The following is a 21,655-nucleotide window of genomic DNA, read 5'->3' as shown; positions in this document are numbered from 1 at the left end:
GGCGCATGATCGCGCTGGAGAAGCGGCCGCAGCCGTCGCAGGTCTGGTCGGTGGCGACGCCGGTCATCGCGGTTCTGGCCACGATGGTGTTCGGCGGCATCCTGTTCGCGGTTCTGGGCAAGAACCCGGTCGAGGCCATCCGCACGATCTTCTGGGAGCCGCTCTTTGGCGAGCACTCGTTCTATTACCGCCCGCAGCTTCTGGTGAAGGGCGCGCCGCTGGTGCTGATCGCGATCGGGCTGAGCCTCGGCTTCCGCGCGGGCATCTGGAACATCGGCGCCGAAGGCCAATACATCATGGGCGCGATCGTCGGCGCCGGTGTGGGGCTGGCCTTCTACCCGATGGAGGCGTGGTTCATCTTCCCGCTGATGGTGATCGCGGGTGCGCTGGGCGGCTGGGTCTGGGCCATGATCCCGGCGGTTCTGAAGGTGCGGTTCGGCACCAACGAAATCCTGGTGTCACTGATGCTGGTCTACGTGGCCGAGCAACTGCTGGCGTCGATGAGCCTCGGCCTGCTGAAGAATCCCGAAGGATACGGTTTTCCGGGCAGCCGAAACCTGCAGCAATATCCATCGGCCCACAATGCCGACCTGATCGAGGGCTCGGGCATGCACTGGGGCGTGGTGGCGGCGATGATCGCGGTGATCTTTGCCTATGTGCTGTTGAACCGGCACATGCGCGGTTTTCACATCCGGCTCGCCGGCGAGGCCCCGCGCGCGGCCCGCTTTGCCGGTGTCAGCCCGCCGCGGCTGATCCTGTTCTGCATGGGGCTGTCGGGGGCGCTGGCGGGGCTGGCGGGGCTGTTCGAGGTTTCGGGTCCTTCGGGGCAGATCAGCATCGACTTCAACGTGGGCTACGGGTTCACTGCGATCATCGTGGCCTTTCTGGGCCGGCTGCACCCGTTCGGCATCCTGCTGGCGGGTCTGTTGATGGCGCTGACCTATATCGGTGGCGACATCGCGCAGTCGCAGATGGGCCTGCCCGCGGCGGCGATCCAGGTGTTCCAGGGGATGCTGCTGTTCTTCCTGCTGGCCTTCGATCTTCTCACCAACTACCGCATCCGCATCGGCAAGGCAGGGGTGGCTTGACATGGACCTGAGCGCAATCAATCCCGTCCTGCTGCTGGCCTCGCTGATGGTGGCGGCGACGCCGATCCTTCTGGCCGCGATCGGCGAGCTGGTGGTCGAACGGGCAGGGGTTCTGAACCTTGGCGTCGAGGGCATGATGATCGTCGGCGCGATCACCGGTTTTGCCATATCGGTCGAAACCGGCTCGCCTTGGCTGGGCTTTCTCGCGGCGGCCGCGGGCGGGGCGGTGCTGGCGCTTCTGTTCGCGCTGCTGACCCAGGTGGCACTGGCCAACCAGGTGGCTTCGGGGCTGGCGCTGACGCTGTTCGGCCTGGGGCTGAGTTCGCTCATGGGGCAGTCCTATGTCGGCATCAAGCCGCCGCATTTCGCGGAAATCGACATCCCCCTTTTCAGCGATATTCCGGTGTTGGGGCCGATCCTGTTCGCCCAGGATCCGATCCTGTATCTCGGGCTGGCGCTGGTCGCCGGCACCTGGGCGGTGCTGAAATACACCCGGGCCGGTCTGATCCTGCGGGCGGTGGGCGAGAACCACGACGCCGCGCACGCCCTGGGCTACAAGGTGGTGCGCATCCGCGTGCTGGCGATCCTGTTCGGCGGCGCCTGCGCGGGGCTGGGCGGGGCCTATATCAGCCTGGTCCGCGTGCCGCAGTGGACCGAAGGCATGACCGCGGGCGCCGGCTGGATCGCGCTGGCGCTGGTGGTGTTCGCCAGCTGGAAGCCATGGCGCGTTCTGATCGGCGCCTGGCTGTTCGGCGGAATCACGGTCCTGCAGCTCAATCTTCAGGCGGCGGGCGTTGCGATTCCGGTCGAGTATCTGGCAATGTCGCCCTATCTTGTGACAATCCTTGTGCTGGTCATCCTTTCGGCCGACAAAAGCAGCGCGCCGGCCTCGCTGGGCCGCACATTCCATGCCTCGACCTGAGGCGGCAACGACAATCAACATGGGAGCAACCTGCATGAAACTCACGAAACTTCTGGCCACGGCCGCACTGGCGCTCGGCATGGCCACCACGGCGATGGCCGACAAGACCAAGGTCGGCTTCGTCTATGTCGGTCCGGTCGGCGACGGCGGCTGGACCTATGAACACGATCAGGGCCGCAAGGCGGTGGTCGAGGCGTTCGGCGACAAGGTCGAAACGGTCTATGTGGAATCGGTGCCCGAAGGCCCGGATGCCGAACGCGTGATGACCCAGATGGCGCTGAACGGCGCGGATCTGATCTTTGCCACCTCCTTCGGCTACATGGACGCGGTGCAGAACGTCGCCAAGAAGTTCCCGAAGGTGAAGTTCGAACACGCCACCGGCTACAAGACCGCGCCGAACGTGTCGGTCTATTCCGCGCGCTTCTACGAAGGCCGCGCCGTGCAGGGCACGATCGCGGGCCGCATGACCAAGTCGAACATCATCGGCTACATCGCCTCCTTCCCGATCCCCGAGGTGATCCGCGGCATCAACAGCGCCTATATCCACGCGAAAAAGGTCAACCCCGACGTCGAGTTCAAGATCGTCTGGGTCTATACTTGGTTCGACCCGGCCAAGGAGGCCGACGCCGCCAAGACCCTGATCGAACAGGGCGCCGACGTGATCCTGCAGCACACCGATTCGACCGCGCCGCAGGCCGCCGCGCAGAAGGCCGGCAACGTGATCACCTTTGGCCAGGCCTCCGACATGGCCGAATACGCGCCGCTGCCGCGCGTCAGCTCGATCATCGACAACTGGGGCCCTTACTACGTTCGGCGCACCAAGGCGGTGATGGACGGCACGTGGGAATCAGTCAGCACCTGGGACGGCATCCGCGAAGGCATGGTCAAGATCGGAGAGATCTCTTCGGCCGTGCCTGGCGACGTGAAGGCCGAGGCCGAGGCCCTGCGCGACGCGATCGCCGCGGGCGAATACCACCCCTTCACCGGCCCGCTGAACAAGCAGGACGGCACGCCCTGGCTGAAAGAGGGCGAAGTGGCCGATGACGGCACGCTTCTGGGCATGAACTTCTATGTCGAAGGCATTGAGGGCGAGATCCCGCAGTAACCCTCTCGGGGTCGTGATCCGCGGCCGCAGACAAAGCTGGCGCGTGGCGTCGTGCCCCGGCCCTTACTTCATCTTGCCGGAAATACTCCGGGGAGCGCGAGGGGCAGCGCCCCTCGCATCGGTCGGGTCGGCCCTGCCGACCCGAAACGCCCGGCCGGGATGCGGGTGTCTTGCATGCCTGTCCTGCGGCAAATCGGCCCCGCCCGCGCGGCGGGGCCTTTTCGTCGTCGGGCCGCGCCTTGCCCCTGTGCGGGGCTTGGGATAGACCCCGCCGCGAACGTATCTTGACGGGTTGACCCCAATGGCCAAGCAGAAGAAACAGCCCCGCCCCAAGGCCGAGACGCCCAAAGGGTTCCGCGACTATTTCGGCGCCGAAGTCACGCAGCGCACCGAGATGCTGCGCACCATTGCCGGGGTCTATCACCGCTACGGCTTCGAGGCGCTGGAAACCAGTGCCGTGGAAACGGTCGAGGCGCTGGGCAAGTTCCTGCCCGACGTGGACCGGCCCAATGACGGGGTCTTCGCCTGGCGCGAGGACGAAGACGACGGCAAGGGCGACTGGCTGGCGCTGCGCTATGACCTGACCGCGCCGCTGGCGCGCGTCTATGCCCAGTATCGCAACGACCTGCCCACGCCCTATCGCCGCTATGCGATGGGGCCGGTGTGGCGCAATGAAAAGCCGGGACCGGGGCGCTATCGCCAGTTCTACCAGTGCGACGCCGACACCGTGGGCGCGGCCAGCATGGCGGCGGATGCGGAAATCTGCGCGATGCTGGCGGATACGCTGGAAGAGGTCGGCATCCCGCGCGGCGACTACCTGATCCGGATCAACAACCGGAAGGTTCTGAACGGCGTTCTCGAAGCGATGGGGCTGGAGGACGCGGAACAGCACGACGCGGTTCTGCGCACCATCGACAAGTTCGACAAGGTGGGAGAGGACGGCGTGCGGGCGCTGCTCGGCAAGGGGCGGCTGGACGCCTCGGGGGCCTATATCGACGGGGTGGGGCTCAGCGAGGCGCAGGCCGATCCGGTGGTCGCCTTCCTGACCTCTCGCGGTGCGGATTCGGCGGCGACGCTGGCCAACCTGCGCGCGGCGGTGGGCAGTTCGGCCATGGGGGCCGAGGGCATCGACGAGCTGGAACAGATCGCGGGCTTGCTCGACGCCCAGGGTTACGGCCCCGACCGCATCGTCATCGACCCCTCGGTGGTGCGGGGCCTGGGCTATTACACCGGCCCGGTCTACGAGGCCGAGCTGACCTTCGACATCTTCGACGACAAGGGCCGCAAGCGCCAGTTCGGCTCGGTCGCGGGCGGGGGGCGCTACGACGATCTGGTGAAACGCTTCACCGGGCAGGCGGTGCCGGCCACGGGCGTCTCCATCGGCGTTGACCGGCTGCTGGCCGCGCTGCGCGAAAAGGGGCGGATCAAGGCGGTCACCCACGGTCCTGTCGTGGTCACGGTGATGGATCGCGACCGCATGGCCGACTATCAGGCGATGGTGGCCGAGCTGCGCAATGCCGGCCTCCGCGCCGAGGTCTATCTGGGCAACCCGAAGAATTTCGGCAACCAGTTGAAATATGCCGACCGCCGGCACAGCCCGGTCGCGGTGATCGAGGGCGGCGACGAAAAGGCGCGCGGCGTGGTGCAGGTCAAGGATCTGATCCTGGGCGCGCAGATCGCCGAAAGCGCGACGCTGGAGGAATGGAAGGAACGCCCCAGCCAGTTCGAAGTGCCGCGCGGGCACCTCGTGGCCAAGGTGCGCGAGATCCTGGCCAGCCACGGGATCGGGCAGGACTGATGCCGGAACGCGCCGAAATCCGGGCGCTGGCCACACAGCTGCGCGCGCGGTTCGAAGCCGCCGGCGCGCAGGCGGTCGAGGCGTCGATCCTGCAGCCCGCCGAAACCCTGCTGGACCTTTACGGCGAAAACATCCGCGGCCGCGCCTATGTCACCTCGGACGCGCTGCGGGGCGAGCAGATGCTGCGTCCCGACTTCACCGTGCCGGTGGTTCAGATGCACATGGCCCATGGCGCCGAACCGGCCCGCTATACCTATGCCGGCGAGGTATTCCGCCGGCAGGAGCACGACCCCGACCGCGCCAACGAATATATCCAGGTCGGCTACGAGATCTTCGACCGCGAGAACCCGGCCGAGGCCGATGCCGAGGTCTTTGCTCTGATCGCGCAGGCGCTTGAGGGGCTGTCGCTGCGCGCCGCGACGGGGGATATCGGCATCCTGATGGCCGCCGTGCAGGGGCTGCGGACGACCGAGGCGCGCAAGGCGGCGCTGATGCGCCATATCTGGCACCCGCGCCGGTTCCGCGCGCTGCTGGACCGGTTCTCGGGCCGCGTGCCGCCACCGCCGTCGCGCACGGCGCTGCTGGCGCAGGCCGATCCGCTTGCCGACCTGCCGCCCGCGATCGGCAAGCGCAGCGTCGCCGAGATCGCCGAACGGATCGAGGCCCTGCGCGCCGACGCCGAGGTCCCGCCGATCTCGGATCGCGAGATGGCCGCGCTGGACACGCTGCTGGCGGTGCGGGAAACCGCGCCCTTCGCGCTGGAGCGGCTGCGGGATGTGGCGGTGGACCTGCCGCAGATCGCACCGGCGCTGGCGCGGCTCGAGGCGCGGCTGCAGGCGCTGGCCGCGCGTGGACTCGACGTGGAAAACCTCGATTTCGAGGCCAGCTATGGCCGCACCTCGATGGAGTATTACGACGGTTTCGTGTTCGGCTTCTATGCCGAGGGCCGCCCCGACCTGCCGCCGATCGCCACCGGCGGGCGCTATGACGCGCTGACCCGGCGGCTGGGCGACGGCGCAGAGATCCCCGCCGTGGGCGGCGTGCTGCGCCCCGGCCTGATGCATGCGCTGGAACGGGAGGCGCGGGCATGACCGTGAAGCTGGGCGTGCCGTCCAAGGGGCGGCTGATGGAAAAGACCTTCGACTGGTTCGACCGGGCCGGCATCCGGCTGAAGCGCACCGGGTCGGACCGCGAATATGCCGGCGCGATCGAGGGGATCGAGGGCATGTCGCTGGTGCTGCTCTCGGCCGGAGAGATCCCGCGCGAACTGGCCACGGGGCGGATCCATTTCGGCGTCACCGGCACCGATCTGGTGCATGAAAAGCTGCCCCTGTGGGAAACCCAGGTCGAACCCGTGGCCGAGCTGGGCTTTGGTCAGGCCGATCTGGTGCTGGCGGTGCCGCAGCTGTGGGTGGACGTGGATACGCTGGACGACCTCGACGCGGTCGCGGCGGCGTTCCGCGCCCGGCACGGGCACCGGCTGCGGATCGCCACGAAATACCACCGGCTGGTGCGCGAGTTTCTGGTCCGGGGCGGGGTTGCCGATTTCGCGCTGGTGGACAGCCAGGGCGCGACCGAGGGCACGGTCAAGAACGAAACCGCCGAGGCGATCGCCGACATCACCTCGACCGGCGAGACGCTGCGGGCCAATCATCTCAAGATCCTGTCCGACGGGCTGATCCTGAAAAGCCAGGCGACCCTGTGGAAAAGCCGCGTGGCACAGGTGGGCGATGCCGAACGCGCAACGCTGGAGCGGTTCGCCGAACGGCTGGCGGCGGTTCAGTAGTCCACGTCGTCCATGTCCTGCTGGCCCGACAGATAGCGGCGGGCATGGCTCCAGTTCAGGCCGATGCCCAGCACGACCGACAGCGCGAAGATCCCCAGCCACAGGTTCACGTCCGCTTGGTCGAACCGCAACACGCCATAGTCGCGGAGCACCCACAGCATCGACGCCACCACCGCCAGCACCAGCAGCATCCCGCCTGCACCGATCGACCGCAGCGTTGCGCGCAGGTAGATGATGTAGCCGATCAGCAGCAGAAGCCCCAGGAACACCACCAGGGACAGGCGCGCTTCGTGATGGGTGGTGGACCAGCGGACATAATTCCACGGCGTAGGGTTGTATGTCAGCGCGATCAGCGCAAAGGCGAACAGCCAGCGCAGGAACAGGCCCAGCATCGCGAAATTGCCCCTCGTCAAACTCTTGCGCTACAGAATCGCGCAAAGCGCGAGTCCTGTCCAGCCCCGGCACGGCGGATGCGGCGAAATTGCGGTTTCCCTGACGCGTCGCGATCGGTATACGGGCGCGGGTTTTCGAGTCATGAAAAGGACCGGACATGGCCAATGTCGTCGTGGTCGGCGCCCAGTGGGGCGACGAAGGAAAAGGCAAGATCGTTGACTGGCTCAGCGAACGCGCGGACGTGATCGCGCGGTTTCAGGGCGGCCACAACGCGGGGCATACGCTGGTCATCGACGGGGTGACCTACAAGCTGCACGCGCTGCCCTCGGGCGTGGTGCGCGGCGGCAAGCTGTCGGTGATCGGCAACGGCGTGGTGCTGGACCCCTGGCATCTTGTGCAGGAGATCGAGACGATCCGCGCCCAAGGGGTCGAGATCACGCCCGAAACCTTGATGATCGCCGAGAACACCCCGCTGATCCTGCCGATTCACGGCGAACTCGACCGCGCGCGCGAAGAGGCCGCCAGCAAGGGCACCAAGATCGGCACCACCGGTCGCGGCATCGGCCCGGCCTACGAGGACAAGGTCGGCCGCCGGTCGGTGCGCGTGGCCGATCTGGCCGACGATGCGACGCTTCAGGCGCGGGTGGACCGGGCGCTGCAGCATCACGACCCGCTGCGCAGGGGGCTGGGGATCGCGCCGGTGGACCGCGACGCGCTGATCGCGCAGCTCAAGGAGATCGCGCCGCAGATTCTGCAATTCGCGGGGCCGGTCTGGCGGGTGATGAACGAACGCCGCCGCGCCGGCAAGCGGATCCTGTTCGAGGGCGCGCAGGGGGCGCTGCTGGACATCGACTTCGGCACCTATCCCTTCGTCACCTCGTCCAACGTGATCGCCGGGCAGGCGGCAACCGGGGTCGGCATCGGGCCGAACGCGATCGACTTCGTTCTCGGCATCGTCAAGGCCTATACCACCCGCGTCGGCGAAGGCCCGTTCCCGACCGAACTGCACGACGCCGACGGCCAGCGGCTGGGCGAACGCGGGCACGAATTTGGAACCACCACGGGGCGCAAGCGCCGCTGCGGCTGGTTCGACGCGGTTCTGGTGCGCCAGACCTGCGCGATTTCCGGCATCAACGGCATCGCGCTGACCAAGCTGGACGTGCTGGACGGGTTCGAGACGCTGAAGATCTGCGTCGGCTACGAACTGGACGGCGAGCGGATCGACCACCTGCCGACCGCGGCCGACCACCAGGCCCGATGCAAGCCGATCTATGAAGAGATGCCGGGCTGGTCGGAATCGACCGAAGGCGCGCGCAGCTGGGCGGACCTGCCCGCCAACGCGATCAAGTATGTGCGGCGGGTCGAGGAACTGATCGAATGTCCCGTGGCGCTGCTCTCGACCAGCCCGGAGCGCGACGACACGATCCTCGTGACCGACCCCTTCGCGGACTAGGGCCATGGCACTGTCCTACAAGGCTCGCCGCCGCTGGTCTCTGGTGATCCTTCTGATCGGTCTGCCGATCTATATCGTGGCCGCCGTGACCGTGGTGAACTGGCTTGATCGCCCTCCCTTGCTGGTCGAATTGCTGATCTATGTCGGTCTGGGGGTGCTGTGGGCGCTGCCCTTCAAGTTCGTGTTTCGCGGCGTCGGTCAGGCCGATCCGGACGCGGCCCCGCAGGACAAGGACGACTGACGCGCCTCTGGAGGAGGCTACGGCGCATTCCGGCGCGGGGGCCTGAGCAGCGCGGCTTCCGACAGCTGCGCCTCTTGTCGCCGCGCATGGTCGCGCAGCGCCTTTTGCCGCGTGGTCTGCAGCAGCGCCTGCATGGACTGGTCCCGGCCAAAGGCGCGCTGCACACGCTCGGTCGCGTGGCGCCTGAGTGCGACCACCCGGGCGAGTTCCACGTTGAGCCGGGATCGCGTGCCCGTTTCCCACGATTTCCAGGCGATTTCCGCCCCGCTCGCCCGCAGCCGGGGGTCGGCGGCATAGTGGCGGTCGGCTTCGGACGCGGATTTGTCCAGTTGCGCCAGCCGCCGGCGGCACCCCTGTTCCTGCGCGATCAGCGGGCGGATCTGCTCGGCCTCTTTCAGAAACATGAGTTCGGTCAGCGTGGCGAGCTGCCGAAGGTCTTTCATCTCCATGCGGACTGTTCCCTTGCGATTTTGCGCATCCGGTCGGCAAAGCGGATCGCTGCGGCAACGGCGCGGTAATGCTCTTCGGCGATTTCCTGGCCAAGATCGACCGTCGCGTGCAGCGCCCGCGCGGTGGGTGGGTCGGAGTGGATCGGCACGCCGGCCTCTTCGGCCGCGGCGCGGATACTTGCGGCGACCTCGTCCACTCCCTTGGCCACACAGACCGGGGCCGAGCCGGGCGCGCGGTCCCATTTCAGCGCAACCGCGTAATGCGTCGGGTTCACGATCACCACATCCGCCGTCGGCACGTCCGCCATCATGCGCGAGGTCGCGATCTCGTGTCCCCGCTGCCGCCGCTCCTGCTTGACGTGCGGATCGCCCTCCATCTCCTTGAACTCGTCCATCAGTTCCTTGTGCGTCATCCGGTGCCGTCGCCGGTATTCAAGGTGCTGCCAGACCGTATCGACGGCGGCGATCGCAAACGCGACGACGACGATCATCCCCAGCAGTTGCACGGACAACCGCGCCAGCTCCACGGCGGCGGCTGGCGCGGGCATGTGAACAGTGGCGACGATGTCGTGCAGACGCCCATGCAGTAACCAGCCCAACACGGCGGCGTAAACGATCAGTTTGATCAGACTTTTGAAGAATTCGAACAGGCCGGCGCGCCCGAACTTTTTCCCCGCGTTTGAAATGATCGAGATCCGCGCGAGTTTCGGCTGAAGGCGGGAGCCCGAAAAGACCAGCCCGCGCTGAGCCACGATCGACAACAGTGCGGCGATCGCGGGGATGGCGAAGATCAGGCCAAGCGGCGCGGAAAGCGCCATCAGCAACTGGCCCGAGACCGCGCGCGCGCCGCCGTCGAAGACCTGCTCGGACAGCCGGTCCGGGCGGTCGAGCAAGGCGCCGAGCGGACTGCCGAGTTGCGAAACCACATGCCCGCCCAAGGCCGTCGCAACCAGAAAGAAGCCGAAATAGCCCGCCGCAAGGGAAAGATCCGCAGAAAGCGGAATGTCGCCTTTTTCCCGCGCCTTGCGGAGTTTCTGGGGCGTCGGCTCGTGGGGCTTGTCTTGGCTGCGGTCGTCGCTTTCGCTCATGGTGCGGTCTCGAACGGGGAGAGGAGAGTTTCATGGAACGCGTCGAGCCAGATCATCAGAAGGATCGGCGCGAGCAGCAGGAACAGGCACAAGCCGCCAAAGGCGATCGCGGGGGCGCCGACCAAGGTCACCATGAGCTGCGGCATGGCCCGGTTGATTGCGCCAAGTGTGAGATTGTAAAGCAGCGACGCGATCACGAAGGGAGCGGACAACGAAAAGGCAAGCGCGAAAATGTGGCTGGCATGTGAAACGCTCCACGCCGAAAGCGCACCCGGTAGGGGCAATTGTCCGGGCGGAAAGAGGTCATAGGAACGGATCAGGTATTCCGCCGCCTGGGTGTGGAACCCGGCGGACATGGCCAGCGCAAGCGCCGCGAGATGAAGAATCTGCGCGATCGTCGGAGAGGGTTCCCCGGCATTGCCGAGAAGCTGCGACAGCGACGTCGCCTGGGCGATGATGGTTCCCGCGATCTGCAGTCCGAAGACCAGGAACCGCAGGGCGATGCCCAGGCACAGGCCGACAAGGGTTTCGGTGACAATCAGGGAAAGTGGGAGTCCGCTGGTGGGCTGGTCCGGCACCGGGGCGATCGCGGGCGCCACGACAGCCGAAAACATGACGGCCACGGCCAGGCGAATGCGGAGGGGAACCAGGCGATGGCCGAATGCGGGCGCGACCGAGACGGCGCCGGCGACCCGAAGGAATACGGCGAACCAGGTCCAGAGCGGCCCGTGCAAGAGCGCAATCAGGTCGTTTCCGGACACGGTCATGCGGCCACCGTCCCGACCAGCGCCGGCCGGCTGTCGATGCCGATTTCGTCGAAGGACAGAACCGGGTTCTGAATGTTTCGGGTCCGCAGAACAGTCCGGAGGAATCGGCGTCTGGGCGCGGTGGTGATCAGGGCGGCAAAAATGCCGCGTTCGGAGACCTGCCGCAGGGTTTCGGCAATCCCGTCCGCCAGCTGGTTGAACTGCGCCGGCGGCAGCGCGACATCCGGAACGCCCCCGTCCCGATCCAGCTGGTAGGCCTGAAAGGTTTCCTCCCACTGCGGGTCCAGCTGAACCAGCGGCAGCGTTCCGTCCTCGCGCGTGAGTTCGGCCACCAGCTGAAAGCCCAACCTCCGGCGGACATGCTCGCAGATCTGCTCGGGCTGAGACGCCTGCAGACGGGCCTCTGCGATGGCTTCCAGAATGAGGGGCAGGTTGCGGATCGAGACCCTTTCCTCGAGCAGCAGCCGAAGCACGCCGTGCAGGATGTCGATCGGAACCTTGTCCGGGATCAGTTCGTCCAGAAGCTTGCGGTTCGCTTCCGCCTGGGCCGGGTCCGACAGCCGGGTCATCTCCGACAGCAGGCGACGGAGCGACTTGAGCGTCAGCAGTCTCGGGAAGTTCTGCTTGATGGTTTCCAGCAGATGGGTCGAAAGTATCTCCGGCGGCGTCACGACGGTCGCGCCGCTCAGCACCGCGGCGTCCTGCTCCTTGGGCGAGATCCAGCGCGCGGGGGCGCCATAGACCGGCTCGGTCACGTCCGTGCCCTGGGGGAGATCGGCCTCCATGTCGGCCGCCAGTGCAAGAACCAGATCGGGATGCAGGACGCCACGGGCCTGTTCGACCCCCTGGATGCGGATCGCATAGGTGCCGGTGGGCAGTTCCGGCTGATCGGTCAGTCGGATTTCGGGAAGGATGAGACCATACGCCTTGGCGACATGTTTGCGCATGCTCGAGATTCGGGCATCCAGCCCGGCGCCGGGGTCAAGAACCATCGCCACCAGATCCGGTGCGAATTCGACGTGTATATCGTCGAGATGAAGTATGTCGCCCAGCGCCTGTTCCTGCGGCTCGGCGGGCGCGGCAGTTTCTTCCTCGGGGCTTTCCTCGCGGTCTTTCAGGCGCCAGGCCGCCGCCCCGAGCAGCACCGCACCGATCATGAAGGGTACGAAGGGCAGTCCGGGGACCAGCGCGAACAGCGAAAGCAGCACCGCCACGGTGGCCAGCGCCGCCGGGTGGCCGCCGAGCTGGCGCAGCAAGGTCAGATCGGTCGCCCCCTGGTTGCCGCCTCTGGCCAGAAGAAGGGCCGAGGCAATCGAAATGATAACGGCGGGTATCTGCGTCACCAGCCCGTCGCCGACTGTGAGGATGGCGTAGGTTTCGAACGCGGCGGAAAACGGCATGCCATGGACCGTCACGCCCATGACCAGCCCCATAACGAGGTTCAGAAGCGTGATCAGAAGGCCGGCAACCGCATCTCCCTTGACGAATTTCGAGGCCCCGTCGAGCGATCCGAAGAACGTCGTTTCCAGTTGTTCGCGTTCGCGGCGGGCGCGCGCCTCGTCATGCGTGATGGCGCCGGCCGACATGTCGCTGTCGATGGCAAGCTGCTTGCCCGGCATCCCGTCCAGCGCGAACCGTGCGCCGACCTCGGCCATGCGCGCGGCACCCTTGGTGATGACCATGAAGTTGACGATCAGCAGGATCCCGAACACCACGAGGCCCAGAAACACGCTGCCGCCCATGATGAACTGGGCAAAGCCTTCGATCACGTTGCCCGCGGCCGCGGTGCCGGTGTGCCCCTGGCCGATGATGAGTTTCGTCGAGGACACGTTCAGCGACAGCCGCAGCATCAGCGAAGCCAGCAGAACGGTGGGAAAGGACGAAAAGTCGAGCGGCTTTTCGATGAACAGGGTCAGTGTGAAGATCAGGATCGCAAGCCCGAAGGATGCCGTGAGGCCGATGTCCAGAAGCCACGAGGGCACCGGCAGGATCATCATGACGATGACTGCCATGAGCGCGATGGCCAGCAGCACCGTCGGCGAGAACAGGCCTCTAGTCGCGGATGAAATCACCGAAGCCGGTCCTTTCGTTCATCGATATGAGTGGCAGCGAGGCACCGGCGTCGGCCGCGGCCGTCGGCACCAGCGAGCCGAGAGGAGCGCCCCCCGAACGGAGCGGCCCATCCGTCCGTGCCGCCGCAGGCACGAGACCGGAGAGCGGCATCCGTTCGGACGGACCTGCCAGGCGGCGCGCACCTTTCGGCAACGTCGCGCGAATCCTTTCAAAGCGTCGGACATATCTCTTTGCATGACGTGCGGTACGGGAATGGTAGGCGCCGGCGGCTTGCGTCCAGTCGCCAAGTTCCCGGTGCAGCTCCGCGAGGAAGCGTGCTGCATAGGTTGCGTTCTTCCAGGGGTCGATCATGTCCTCGACCGAGGCAAAGGCGTCCCCGTGCCATTTGTAGTTGATCTGGAAACAACCGACATCGAAACTGAGCGCCCCGCGCCTGATGCTGCGCCGAACGAAGGCGCGCACCTCTTCGGCGCTGTCGAACCAGAACCCCTTGCCCTGCAGGTTGACCGTCCAGGGCCACGGATACAGGCCATCGGGGCCGGCGCGTCCGGTTTCGGTCCGCGTCAGGGCCAACATGACATCGGCCGGCACGCCGTATTGACGCGCCGCACGGTTGGCCGCGCGATCGCAGACGGCCCGCGTGCGCGCGTCGGGCGCGGCCTCGGCCGGGGCGATGATTGCAGCCAGCATCGCAACCAGAAGTCCCGCAAGGTGGACCGGCAGCCTGTCAGGCCATGTTCCGGACAATGGTGCGGCTTTGCCGTCGGCTGGTCGTGGCATGACAGGGACTCGGTGCGTTCTCACACTTGGTTTCAGCCGCGACCATGGGGCGAATTTGTTTAGAACTGGTTATGACATGCCCGGATGTGCGGGGGATCCGGCCGAAATGGAACCGGAGGGGTCGCCGCTGGCGGCTTTCGAGTCCCGGTCGCGGAGCTCGATCCTAAAGCCCCTCCAGCTCTTCCGACCGGATGACGGGAAAGAACACGCCCGAAGACCACAGGCCGAACCAGCCGTCGTGATGTTCGCCAAGATCGACAAGGCGGTAAAAGCTCTTGCGGTCGATCAGCGCCTCGAGCCCCGCGCGGATCATGACATAGGGGGACGGCTCGCCCGTCTGAGGGTCGCGGCGCACGCGAATCGGATGTTCCGGGCCGGCGGCAACGGTGTCGTCCACGTTGGTGCGAAAGGTCAGAACCTGATCGCGACCCTCGCCGGCCACGTCGAAATCCACGGCCGCAAAGGGCGCGTCATCGACGGTGATGCCCACCTTTTCCACCGGCGTGACAAGGAAATACCGCTCGCCCTCCTTCTTCAGGATGGACGCGAACAGCCGGACCAGTTCGGGGCGCTGGATCGGCGAGCCCTGGTAGTGCCAGCTTCCGTCCCGCGCAATCCGCATGTCCAGATCGCCTGAAAACGGCGGGTTCCACAGGTGTACCGGCGCCGGGCCCGTTTTCTTCGCCTTGCGCGCGGTCTTGGCGATGTCGTCTGCCGTCCGGGTAACAGGCTTTTGTCCGCTCATAGCTTTTGCCATTTCCTCTGCGCGCGATACACTCACCCCAGGATATACGTCGCACGAAGGGAATGTCATGTCCGACTCTGCCGATCTGATCGCCGAAATCGAGGCGCTCGAGGAAAAGCTCGCCCGCGCCCGCGCGTCGATCACCCGCCGCTTCATCGGCCAGGACCGGGTCGTTGACCTGACGCTGTCGGCGCTTCTGTGCGGCGGGCATGCGCTGCTGATCGGCCTGCCGGGGCTGGGCAAGACGCGGCTGGTGGAGACGCTGTCCACCGTGATGGGGCTCAGGGGCAACCGCATCCAGTTCACCCCCGACCTGATGCCGGCCGACATCCTCGGCTCGGAGGTGCTGGAAACCGCGCCGGACGGCACGCGGTCCTTCCGCTTCATTCCGGGGCCGATCTTCTGCCAGTTGCTGATGGCGGACGAAATCAACCGCGCCAGCCCCCGCACGCAGTCGGCGCTGCTGCAGGCGATGCAGGAGCGCATGGTGACCGTCGCCGGCGAAAACCGCCCGCTGGAGCCGCCCTTTCATGTGCTCGCCACCCAGAACCCGATCGAGCAGGAAGGCACTTATCCCCTGCCCGAGGCGCAGCTCGACCGGTTCCTGGTGCAGATCGACGTGGATTATCCCGACCGCGACACCGAACGCGAGATCCTGCTGGCCACCACAGGCACCGAGGAGGCGCAGTCCGAACAGGTATTCACTGCCGCCGAGCTGATCGCCGCGCAGACCCTGCTGCGGCGGATGCCGGTGGGCGAGTCGGTGGTCGAGGCGATCCTCGACCTCGTGCGCGCCTTTCGCCCCGGCGAGCCGGGCGTCTCGGAGCGAGTCGCGGAAACCGTCGCCTGGGGGCCGGGGCCGCGTGCGGCGCAGGCGCTGATGCTGACGGTGCGGGCGCGGGCGCTGCTGCAGGGCCGGCTGGTGCCCGATCTGGACGACGTGATCGACATGGCCCGCCCGGTGCTGAGCCACCGGATGGCGCTGAACTTTGCCGCGCGGGCGCGGGGCGACAGCCTGGCCGATCTGATCGACACCACCGCCGCCGGGTTGGTTCCCACCGGGGCCGCCGCGTGACCACGCACCCATCCCTTCGCGAACGCGCCGAGCGCGAAGCCGCCCGGCTGCCGCCGCTTCTGGCCCGCGCCGAGCATCTGGCGGGCACGGTGCTGCTGGGCGAACACGGCCGGCGGCGGGCCGGGATGGGCGACGATTTCTGGCAGTATCGCCCGGCGCAGGCGGGCGACAGCAGGCGCATGATCGACCACCGCCGCTCCGCGCGGGGGGATCAGCAATATGTGCGCGAGCGGGAATGGCAGATCGCGCAGTCGGTGCTGCTGTGGGTCGATCAGGGCGCGTCGATGCGGTTCGCCTCCGAACCCGACCTGCCCGCCAAGATCGACCGGGCGCGGCTATTGGCGCTGGCGCTGGGCATCCTGCTGGTGCGCGGGGGCGAACGGGTTGGGCTGACGGGCACCGCCCTGCCGCCGCGGCGAGGCAATGCCCAGATCGCGCGGCTGGCGCAGGCCTTTGCGCAGGACGACCCGGCGGACTATGCCGCGCCTGAACACCGGGCTATGATCCCTCATGCGCGGGCGGTGTTCATCTCGGATTTTCTGGGCGACATCGACGGCGTGCGGCAGGCGCTCACCAAGGCCGCCGACCGGGGCGTGCGCGGCGTTCTGCTGCAGGTGCTGGACCCGGCCGAGGAGAGTTTCCCCTATCGCGGGCGGACGATCTTCGAAAGCATCGGCGGCACGCTGGCCCATGAAACGCTCAAGGCCGGCGAACTGCGCGACCGCTATCTGGAACGGCTTGCCGCGCGCAAGGCCGAGTTGCACCAGCTCTGCCATGGCACCGGCTGGCAGGTGGGCATGCACCATACCGGCGAGAGCGCGCAGTCGGCGCTGCTGTGGCTTTATCGCGCGCTGGACGGGGGCGGGCGATGACCACGATCTTCGGCATCGGCTTTGCCTCGCCCTGGCTGCTGATCGCGCTGGCCGCGCTGCCGATCCTGTGGCTGATCCTGCGCGCGGTGCCGCCCGCGCCGATCCGGCGGCTGTTCCCGGCGGTGTCGCTGCTACTGGGGCTCAAGGATGACGAAAGCGTCACCGACCGCACGCCGTGGTGGCTGTTGCTCTTGCGGATGCTGGCGGTGGCGGCCGCGATCGTGGGGTTTGCCGGCCCGGTGCTGAACCCACAGCCGCGCGAACAGGGTGGGACGGGGCCGCTGCTGATCGTGCTGGATGCGGGCTGGGCCGGGGCGCCGCACTGGAAAGACAAGATGGCGCTGATGCAGGCGCAGCTGACCGATGCCGGCCGCGCCGGGCGCCCGGTCGCGGTGCTGCGGCTGACCGCGCCCGAACCGCCCGTGTTCCAGTCGGCCGATGTTCTGACCCGCGGGTTGGCCGGATTGCGGCCGGAACCCTGGATGCCGACGTTGGATCAGGTGGAGGCCACGCTGGCGGCGCTGGACCGGGTCGAGGGCGGGTTCGACACGCTGTGGTTGACGGACGGGCTGGACTTCGAGGGGCGGGCGGCGATCACGGATGCCCTGCGCGACCGCGGGCGGTTGCGCGTGTTCCAGACCGCCGCGCCGGTACTGGCGCTGGAACGGCCCGAGTTCCGCGACGGCGCGCTGCATCTGGTGGCGCGGCGGTCGGGCGGCGGGCTCGCGCGCGAGGTCACGATCCTGGCCCAAGGGCGCGATCCGGCCGGCAACGCCCGCATTCTGGCGACGGTCAAGGCCGAATTCCCGGCCGGAGAGGACCGGGCCGAGGCCGCGCTGTCGCTGCCCTCGGAACTGCGCGCCCGGATCACCCGGTTCGAGTTGCAGGGGCAGCGCTCGGCAGGCGCGGTGGCGCTGGCCGATGACGGGCTGCGCCGGCGCGAGGTGGCGCTGATCGCCGGGCGAACCGACCGCGAGGGGCTCGAGCTTTTGTCCCCGCTGCACTATCTGCGGCAGGCGCTGGTGCCCACGGCGGAGGTGCTGGAAGGGGCGCTGATGGACCTGCTGCCCGCCAACCCCGACGTGATCGTGCTGGCCGACGTGGCCCGGCTTGCGCCCGCCGAACAGGCCGCGTTGACCGGATGGGTCGAAGCGGGCGGGATGCTGCTGCGCTTTGCCGGGCCGCGCCTTGCGGCCAGCGATGTCAGCCGGGCCGAGGAAGACCCGCTGATGCCGGTCCGGTTGCGCTCGGGCGGGCGGACGGTGGGCGGCACGATGAGCTGGGGCGAACCCAAGGCGCTGGCGCCTTTCTCCGAAACCTCGCCGTTTTACGGGTTGCGCATTCCCGCCGACGTTCAGGTGACCGCGCAGGTGGTGGCCCAACCCGACCCGACGCTGGCCGAACGGGTGATCGCGGCCTTGAACGACGGCACGCCGCTGGTCACGCGCAAGGCCGTGGGGCAGGGGCAGGTGGTCTTGTTCCACGTCACCGCCAATGCCGAATGGTCCACCCTGCCGCTGTCGGGGCTGTTTGTGGAAATGCTGGAGCGGCTGGCCGTGTCCTCTTCGACCCGGATGCCGCAGGCGGCCGATCTCGAGGGCACCACATGGACGCCGGTGCAGGTGCTCGACGGGTTCGGCACGCTGCGCGACGCGGGCACCCTGCCGGGGGTGGACGGTCCGGCGCTGGTGTCGGCGCCCTTGGGGCCGGATCTGCGCCCCGGCCTCTACGATGACGGCGAACGGCGGCTGGCGCGCAACGTCATCGGTGCGGGCGACGTGCTGGCGGCCGCCACATGGCCGGAGGGCGTGCCGGTCGAGGGGCTGGCGGTGCGCGCCGAACGCCCGTTGGGCGGGGTGCTGCTGGCGCTGGCGCTGATCCTGCTGGCGGCGGACGTGGTGGCGTCGCTGGCGCTCTCGGGCCGGCTGGGCGCGACGCGGGTGGCCGCCGCCCTGGCGCTGGGGCTGCTCGCCCTGCCGCCCGCCCCCGCCACCGCGCAGCAGGATGACGAGGAGATCGCCATCGAGGCCACGCGCGAAGTGGTTCTGGCCCATGTCCTGACCGGCGACCGTCGCGTGGACGAGGTGGCCGAGGCGGGGCTCAAGGGGCTTTCGGACACGCTGTTTTTCCGCACCTCGGTCGAGCCGGCCAACCCGATGGGCGTGAACCTGGAAACCGACGAACTGGCCTTTTTTCCCCTGCTCTACTGGCCGATCACGCCGGACCAGCCGCTGCCCTCGGACGCGGCCTATGCCAAGCTGAACCAGTATCTGCGGTCGGGGGGGATGATACTGTTCGACACCCGCGACGCCGACATCGCCGGGTTCGGGGCCTCCAGCCCCAACGGCCGCGCCCTGCAGCGAATTGCCGCGCCGCTGGACATCCCGCCGCTGGAACCCGTCCCGCGCGACCACGTTCTGACCCGCACCTTCTACCTGCTGCAGGACTTCCCCGGCCGCTATCCCGGCCGCGACGTCTGGGTCGAAGCCGCCCCGCCCGATGCCGAACAGGTCGAGGGCATGCCCTTTCGCAACCTCAATGACGGCGTGTCGCCGGTGGTGATCGGCGGCAATGACTGGGCGGCGGCCTGGGCGGTGGACGAGAACGGATCGCCCATGTTCCTCGTCGGGCGGGGCCTGACCGGAGAACGCCAGCGCGAACTGGCCCGGCGGTTTGGCGTGAACCTCGTGATGTATGTGCTGACCGGCAACTACAAGTCCGACCAGGTGCATGTGCCGGCGCTGCTGGAAAGGCTGGGGCAATGACCGGAACCGTCATCTTCGCGCCCCTTCTGCCCTGGCCCTGGCTGGCCGCGCTGGCGGGCCTGTCGCTGGCGGCGGTGGCGCTGGCGGCCTGGCGGGGCCTGGCGGGCTGGTGGCTGCGAGGCTTGGGCGCGCTGGCATTGCTGGCGGCGCTTTCGGGTACGGTCTGGCAGGTCGAGGACCGCGCGCCGCTCAGCGACATTGTGATTCTGCTGGAGGACAGGACCGCGAGCCAGGCCCTGTCAGACCGCCCCGATCAGACCATCCGCGCCGCCGACCGTCTCGCGGCCGAGATCGCGGCCCGCCCCAACACCGAACTGCGCCGGGTGACGGTGACGGATGGCCCGGGCGACGAGGGCACCCGCCTGATGTCCGCCCTGTCCGAGGCGCTGGCCCAGGAGCCGCGCGCGCGGGTGGCGGGAATCATCGCGGTGTCGGACGGGCGGGTGCACGACATCGACCGGGCCCCCGACCTGCCCGCGCCCATGCACCTGCTGATGACCGGCCATGCAACCGACTGGGACCGCCGCCTGACGGTGCGCAACGCCCCGGCCTTTGCCATCATGGGCGAGCCGGTGACGCTCACCCTGCGCGTGGACGACGACGGCGCCGCCCCGCGTGACGTGGCGACGGTGCCCATCGACGTATCGGTGGATGGCGAGCCGCCCCAGCGCTACATGATACCGATCGGGCGCGACATCGACGTTCCGGTGACGCTGGGCCATGGCGGGCGCAACGTGATCCGCTTTGCGGTGCCGCAGGCCGAGGGCGAGATCACAGACCGCAACAACGCCGCCGTGATTCAGATCAACGGGGTGCGCGACCGGCTGCGCGTTCTGCTGGTCTCGGGCGAACCGTATCAGGGCGGGCGCACCTGGCGGAACCTTCTGAAATCCGACAGCGCGGTGGATCTGGTGCATTTCACCATTCTGCGCCCGCCGGAAAAGCAGGACGGCGTGCCGGTCGAGGAACTCTCGCTGATCGCCTTTCCCACGCGTGAGCTGTTCCTGGAAAAGATCGACGATTTCGACCTCATCATCTTCGACCGTTACAAGCGGCGCGGCATCCTGCCTTCGCTCTATCTGGGCAACGTGGCCGATTACGTCAGACGGGGCGGGGCGCTTCTGGTGGCGGCGGGCCCCGATTTCGCCGGGGCCGAAAGCATCTACCGCTCGCCGCTGGAAACCATCCTGCCCGCCGCCCCTACCGCCCGCGTGATCGAACGCCGCTACCGGCCGAAGGTCACCGACACCGGCGAACGCCACCCGGTCACGGCGGGGTTGCCGCATGCCGGCGAATGGGGATCCTGGTTGCGCCAGATAGAGCTCGACCCTGGTTCCGGCGAAGTCGTGATGACAGGAGCGGACGACGCGCCGCTGCTGATCCTGGACCGCGTGGACAAGGGGCGCGTGGCGCTTCTCGCCTCGGATCAGGCCTGGCTCTGGAGCCGCGGCTATCAGGGCGGCGGCCCGCAGCTGGAACTGCTCCGCCGTCTGGCGCACTGGGCGATGAAGGAACCTGAACTCGAGGAAGAAACCCTCCAGGCCGAGGCAACCGGCCAGCGGATGCGGGTCATCCGCCGCACCCTGGGCGATACGGTCGGCCCTGTCACGATCACCCGCCCCGATGGCGGCACCGACAGCGTGACGCTGAAACAGGTCGGCCCCGGGCGGTTCGAGGCGCTCTATGACGGCCCCGAAATCGGACTCTACCGGCTGGCCGAGGGCGACCGGACCGCGGTGATCGGCCTCGGCCCGGCGGCCCCGCGCGAATTCGAACGAACCATCGCGACGGACGAGATTCTGGCCCCGGTTCTGGCGACGATGCGCGGCGGCGCTTTCCGGCTCGAGAACGGATTGCCCGCGATCCGCGCCGTGCGCGAGGGCCGCGTCGCCGCCGGGCGCGGCTGGATGGGGATCACTCCGCGCGGCGCCCATGAAATCCGCGGCGTCACCCGGACGCCGCTTCTGCCGGCATGGCTGGTGCTGGTTCTGGCATCGGCGTTGATCCTTGGCGGCTGGCTGCGGGAAGGACGGCGATAGAGGCAGTCCGAAACGAAAGGCGCCGGCGCGACCCGAAACCCGCCCCCCTTCATCTTGCGGAAAATACTCCGGGGGGAGGGCGCAGCCCGGGGGGCAGAGCCCCCCTGCGAATCCCCCGCTCTCGCATGAGGCGCCCGCGGGTGTCCCGTATCCTCTCCGGTTTCGGCCCCGGCCCGGTCGCGGCGGCGCCCGCGCCATCTCCGTCCGCCTCAACGC

At 67.9% G+C, this 21,655-nt stretch carries 19 protein-coding genes; 12 read left to right on the top strand and 7 right to left on the bottom strand.

Annotation, left to right across the window (positions count from 1 at the left end; translation table 11 throughout):
* The first annotated feature begins 5 nt into the window (after positions 1 to 5).
* From C4S70_RS13725 to hisG, 6 genes are all read left to right on the top strand, one after another.
* Positions 6 to 1,088: an ABC transporter permease gene (locus C4S70_RS13725; protein WP_104008682.1), complete on the top strand. Its 1,083-nt coding sequence runs from the start codon at positions 6 to 8 to the stop codon at positions 1,086 to 1,088.
* A 1-nt stretch (position 1,089) separates the two neighbouring features.
* On the top strand, positions 1,090 to 2,010 hold the full coding sequence (locus C4S70_RS13720; protein ID WP_104008681.1) for an ABC transporter permease: 921 nt from the start codon (positions 1,090 to 1,092) through the stop codon (positions 2,008 to 2,010).
* A 34-nt stretch (positions 2,011 to 2,044) separates the two neighbouring features.
* Positions 2,045 to 3,115, top strand: a complete 1,071-nt coding sequence (locus C4S70_RS13715; RefSeq protein ID WP_104008715.1) for a BMP family ABC transporter substrate-binding protein — start codon at positions 2,045 to 2,047, stop codon at positions 3,113 to 3,115.
* 301 nt (positions 3,116 to 3,416) lie between these two features.
* Positions 3,417 to 4,913 (top strand): histidine--tRNA ligase, encoded by a 1,497-nt coding sequence (hisS, locus tag C4S70_RS13710; protein WP_104008680.1) that lies wholly within the window; start codon positions 3,417 to 3,419, stop codon positions 4,911 to 4,913.
* Positions 4,913 to 6,004: an ATP phosphoribosyltransferase regulatory subunit gene (locus C4S70_RS13705; RefSeq protein WP_104008679.1), complete on the top strand. Its 1,092-nt coding sequence runs from the start codon at positions 4,913 to 4,915 to the stop codon at positions 6,002 to 6,004. The genes hisS and C4S70_RS13705 overlap by 1 nt, the downstream gene beginning before the upstream one ends.
* Complete coding sequence (gene hisG / locus C4S70_RS13700) at positions 6,001 to 6,699, top strand: ATP phosphoribosyltransferase (protein WP_104008678.1); 699 nt, start codon at positions 6,001 to 6,003, stop codon at positions 6,697 to 6,699. Before C4S70_RS13705 ends, hisG begins: the two co-directional genes overlap by 4 nt.
* On the opposite strand, the gene C4S70_RS13695 is transcribed toward hisG, so the two are convergent.
* Positions 6,693 to 7,088, bottom strand: a complete 396-nt coding sequence (locus tag C4S70_RS13695) for a DUF6524 family protein (RefSeq protein WP_104008714.1) — start codon at positions 7,086 to 7,088, stop codon at positions 6,693 to 6,695. The two genes, hisG and C4S70_RS13695, sit on opposite strands and share 7 nt — an antisense overlap.
* Positions 7,089 to 7,249: 161 nt before the next feature.
* Here C4S70_RS13695 and C4S70_RS13690 point away from each other — a divergent pair, with 161 nt between their 5' ends.
* The gene (locus tag C4S70_RS13690; RefSeq protein ID WP_104008677.1) at positions 7,250 to 8,545 is read left to right on the top strand and encodes an adenylosuccinate synthase; all 1,296 of its coding nucleotides are present in this window, start codon (positions 7,250 to 7,252) and stop codon (positions 8,543 to 8,545) included.
* Between the two features lie 4 nt (positions 8,546 to 8,549).
* On the top strand, positions 8,550 to 8,786 hold the full coding sequence (locus C4S70_RS13685) for a DUF2842 domain-containing protein (protein ID WP_104008676.1): 237 nt from the start codon (positions 8,550 to 8,552) through the stop codon (positions 8,784 to 8,786).
* A 17-nt stretch (positions 8,787 to 8,803) separates the two neighbouring features.
* Here C4S70_RS13685 and C4S70_RS13680 read toward each other — a convergent pair whose 3' ends face one another.
* From C4S70_RS13680 to C4S70_RS13655, 6 genes are all read right to left on the bottom strand, one after another.
* Positions 8,804 to 9,235: a hypothetical protein gene (locus C4S70_RS13680; protein WP_104008675.1), complete on the bottom strand. Its 432-nt coding sequence runs from the start codon at positions 9,233 to 9,235 to the stop codon at positions 8,804 to 8,806.
* Positions 9,226 to 10,323 (bottom strand): flagellar type III secretion system protein FlhB, encoded by a 1,098-nt coding sequence (gene flhB / locus C4S70_RS13675; RefSeq protein ID WP_104008674.1) that lies wholly within the window; start codon positions 10,321 to 10,323, stop codon positions 9,226 to 9,228. Before flhB ends, C4S70_RS13680 begins: the two co-directional genes overlap by 10 nt.
* Entirely contained in the window at positions 10,320 to 11,090 is a 771-nt protein-coding gene (locus C4S70_RS13670) for a flagellar biosynthetic protein FliR (protein WP_104008673.1), read from the bottom strand. The genes flhB and C4S70_RS13670 overlap by 4 nt, the downstream gene beginning before the upstream one ends.
* Positions 11,087 to 13,102: a flagellar biosynthesis protein FlhA gene (gene flhA, locus C4S70_RS13665; RefSeq protein WP_104008713.1), complete on the bottom strand. Its 2,016-nt coding sequence runs from the start codon at positions 13,100 to 13,102 to the stop codon at positions 11,087 to 11,089. Before flhA ends, C4S70_RS13670 begins: the two co-directional genes overlap by 4 nt.
* A 40-nt stretch (positions 13,103 to 13,142) precedes the next feature.
* Positions 13,143 to 13,853 (bottom strand): transglycosylase SLT domain-containing protein, encoded by a 711-nt coding sequence (locus C4S70_RS13660; RefSeq protein WP_104008672.1) that lies wholly within the window; start codon positions 13,851 to 13,853, stop codon positions 13,143 to 13,145.
* 253 nt (positions 13,854 to 14,106) lie between these two features.
* On the bottom strand, positions 14,107 to 14,688 hold the full coding sequence (locus C4S70_RS13655) for a DUF1285 domain-containing protein (protein ID WP_104008671.1): 582 nt from the start codon (positions 14,686 to 14,688) through the stop codon (positions 14,107 to 14,109).
* Positions 14,689 to 14,755: 67 nt separating this feature from the next.
* On the opposite strand from C4S70_RS13655, the gene C4S70_RS13650 reads away from it, so the two are divergent.
* Genes C4S70_RS13650 through C4S70_RS13635 form a run of 4 tightly spaced genes read left to right on the top strand, consistent with a single transcriptional unit; the run spans position 14,756 to position 21,439 of the window.
* On the top strand, positions 14,756 to 15,763 hold the full coding sequence (locus tag C4S70_RS13650; protein WP_104008670.1) for an AAA family ATPase: 1,008 nt from the start codon (positions 14,756 to 14,758) through the stop codon (positions 15,761 to 15,763).
* Positions 15,760 to 16,635, top strand: a complete 876-nt coding sequence (locus C4S70_RS13645; protein ID WP_104008669.1) for a DUF58 domain-containing protein — start codon at positions 15,760 to 15,762, stop codon at positions 16,633 to 16,635. Before C4S70_RS13650 ends, C4S70_RS13645 begins: the two co-directional genes overlap by 4 nt.
* On the top strand, positions 16,632 to 19,400 hold the full coding sequence (locus C4S70_RS13640; protein ID WP_104008668.1) for a DUF4159 domain-containing protein: 2,769 nt from the start codon (positions 16,632 to 16,634) through the stop codon (positions 19,398 to 19,400). The genes C4S70_RS13645 and C4S70_RS13640 overlap by 4 nt, the downstream gene beginning before the upstream one ends.
* Positions 19,397 to 21,439, top strand: coding sequence for a hypothetical protein (locus tag C4S70_RS13635; protein WP_104008667.1), 2,043 nt, complete (start codon positions 19,397 to 19,399; stop codon positions 21,437 to 21,439). Before C4S70_RS13640 ends, C4S70_RS13635 begins: the two co-directional genes overlap by 4 nt.
* Positions 21,440 to 21,655: the final 216 nt, after the last annotated feature.

The organism is Jhaorihella thermophila (assembly GCF_900108275.1).
GTDB classification, from domain to species: Bacteria; Pseudomonadota; Alphaproteobacteria; order Rhodobacterales; family Rhodobacteraceae; genus Jhaorihella; species Jhaorihella thermophila.
The sequence above is the reverse complement of the archived record's forward strand: the minus strand, read 5'-3'. Positions and strand labels throughout refer to the sequence as shown.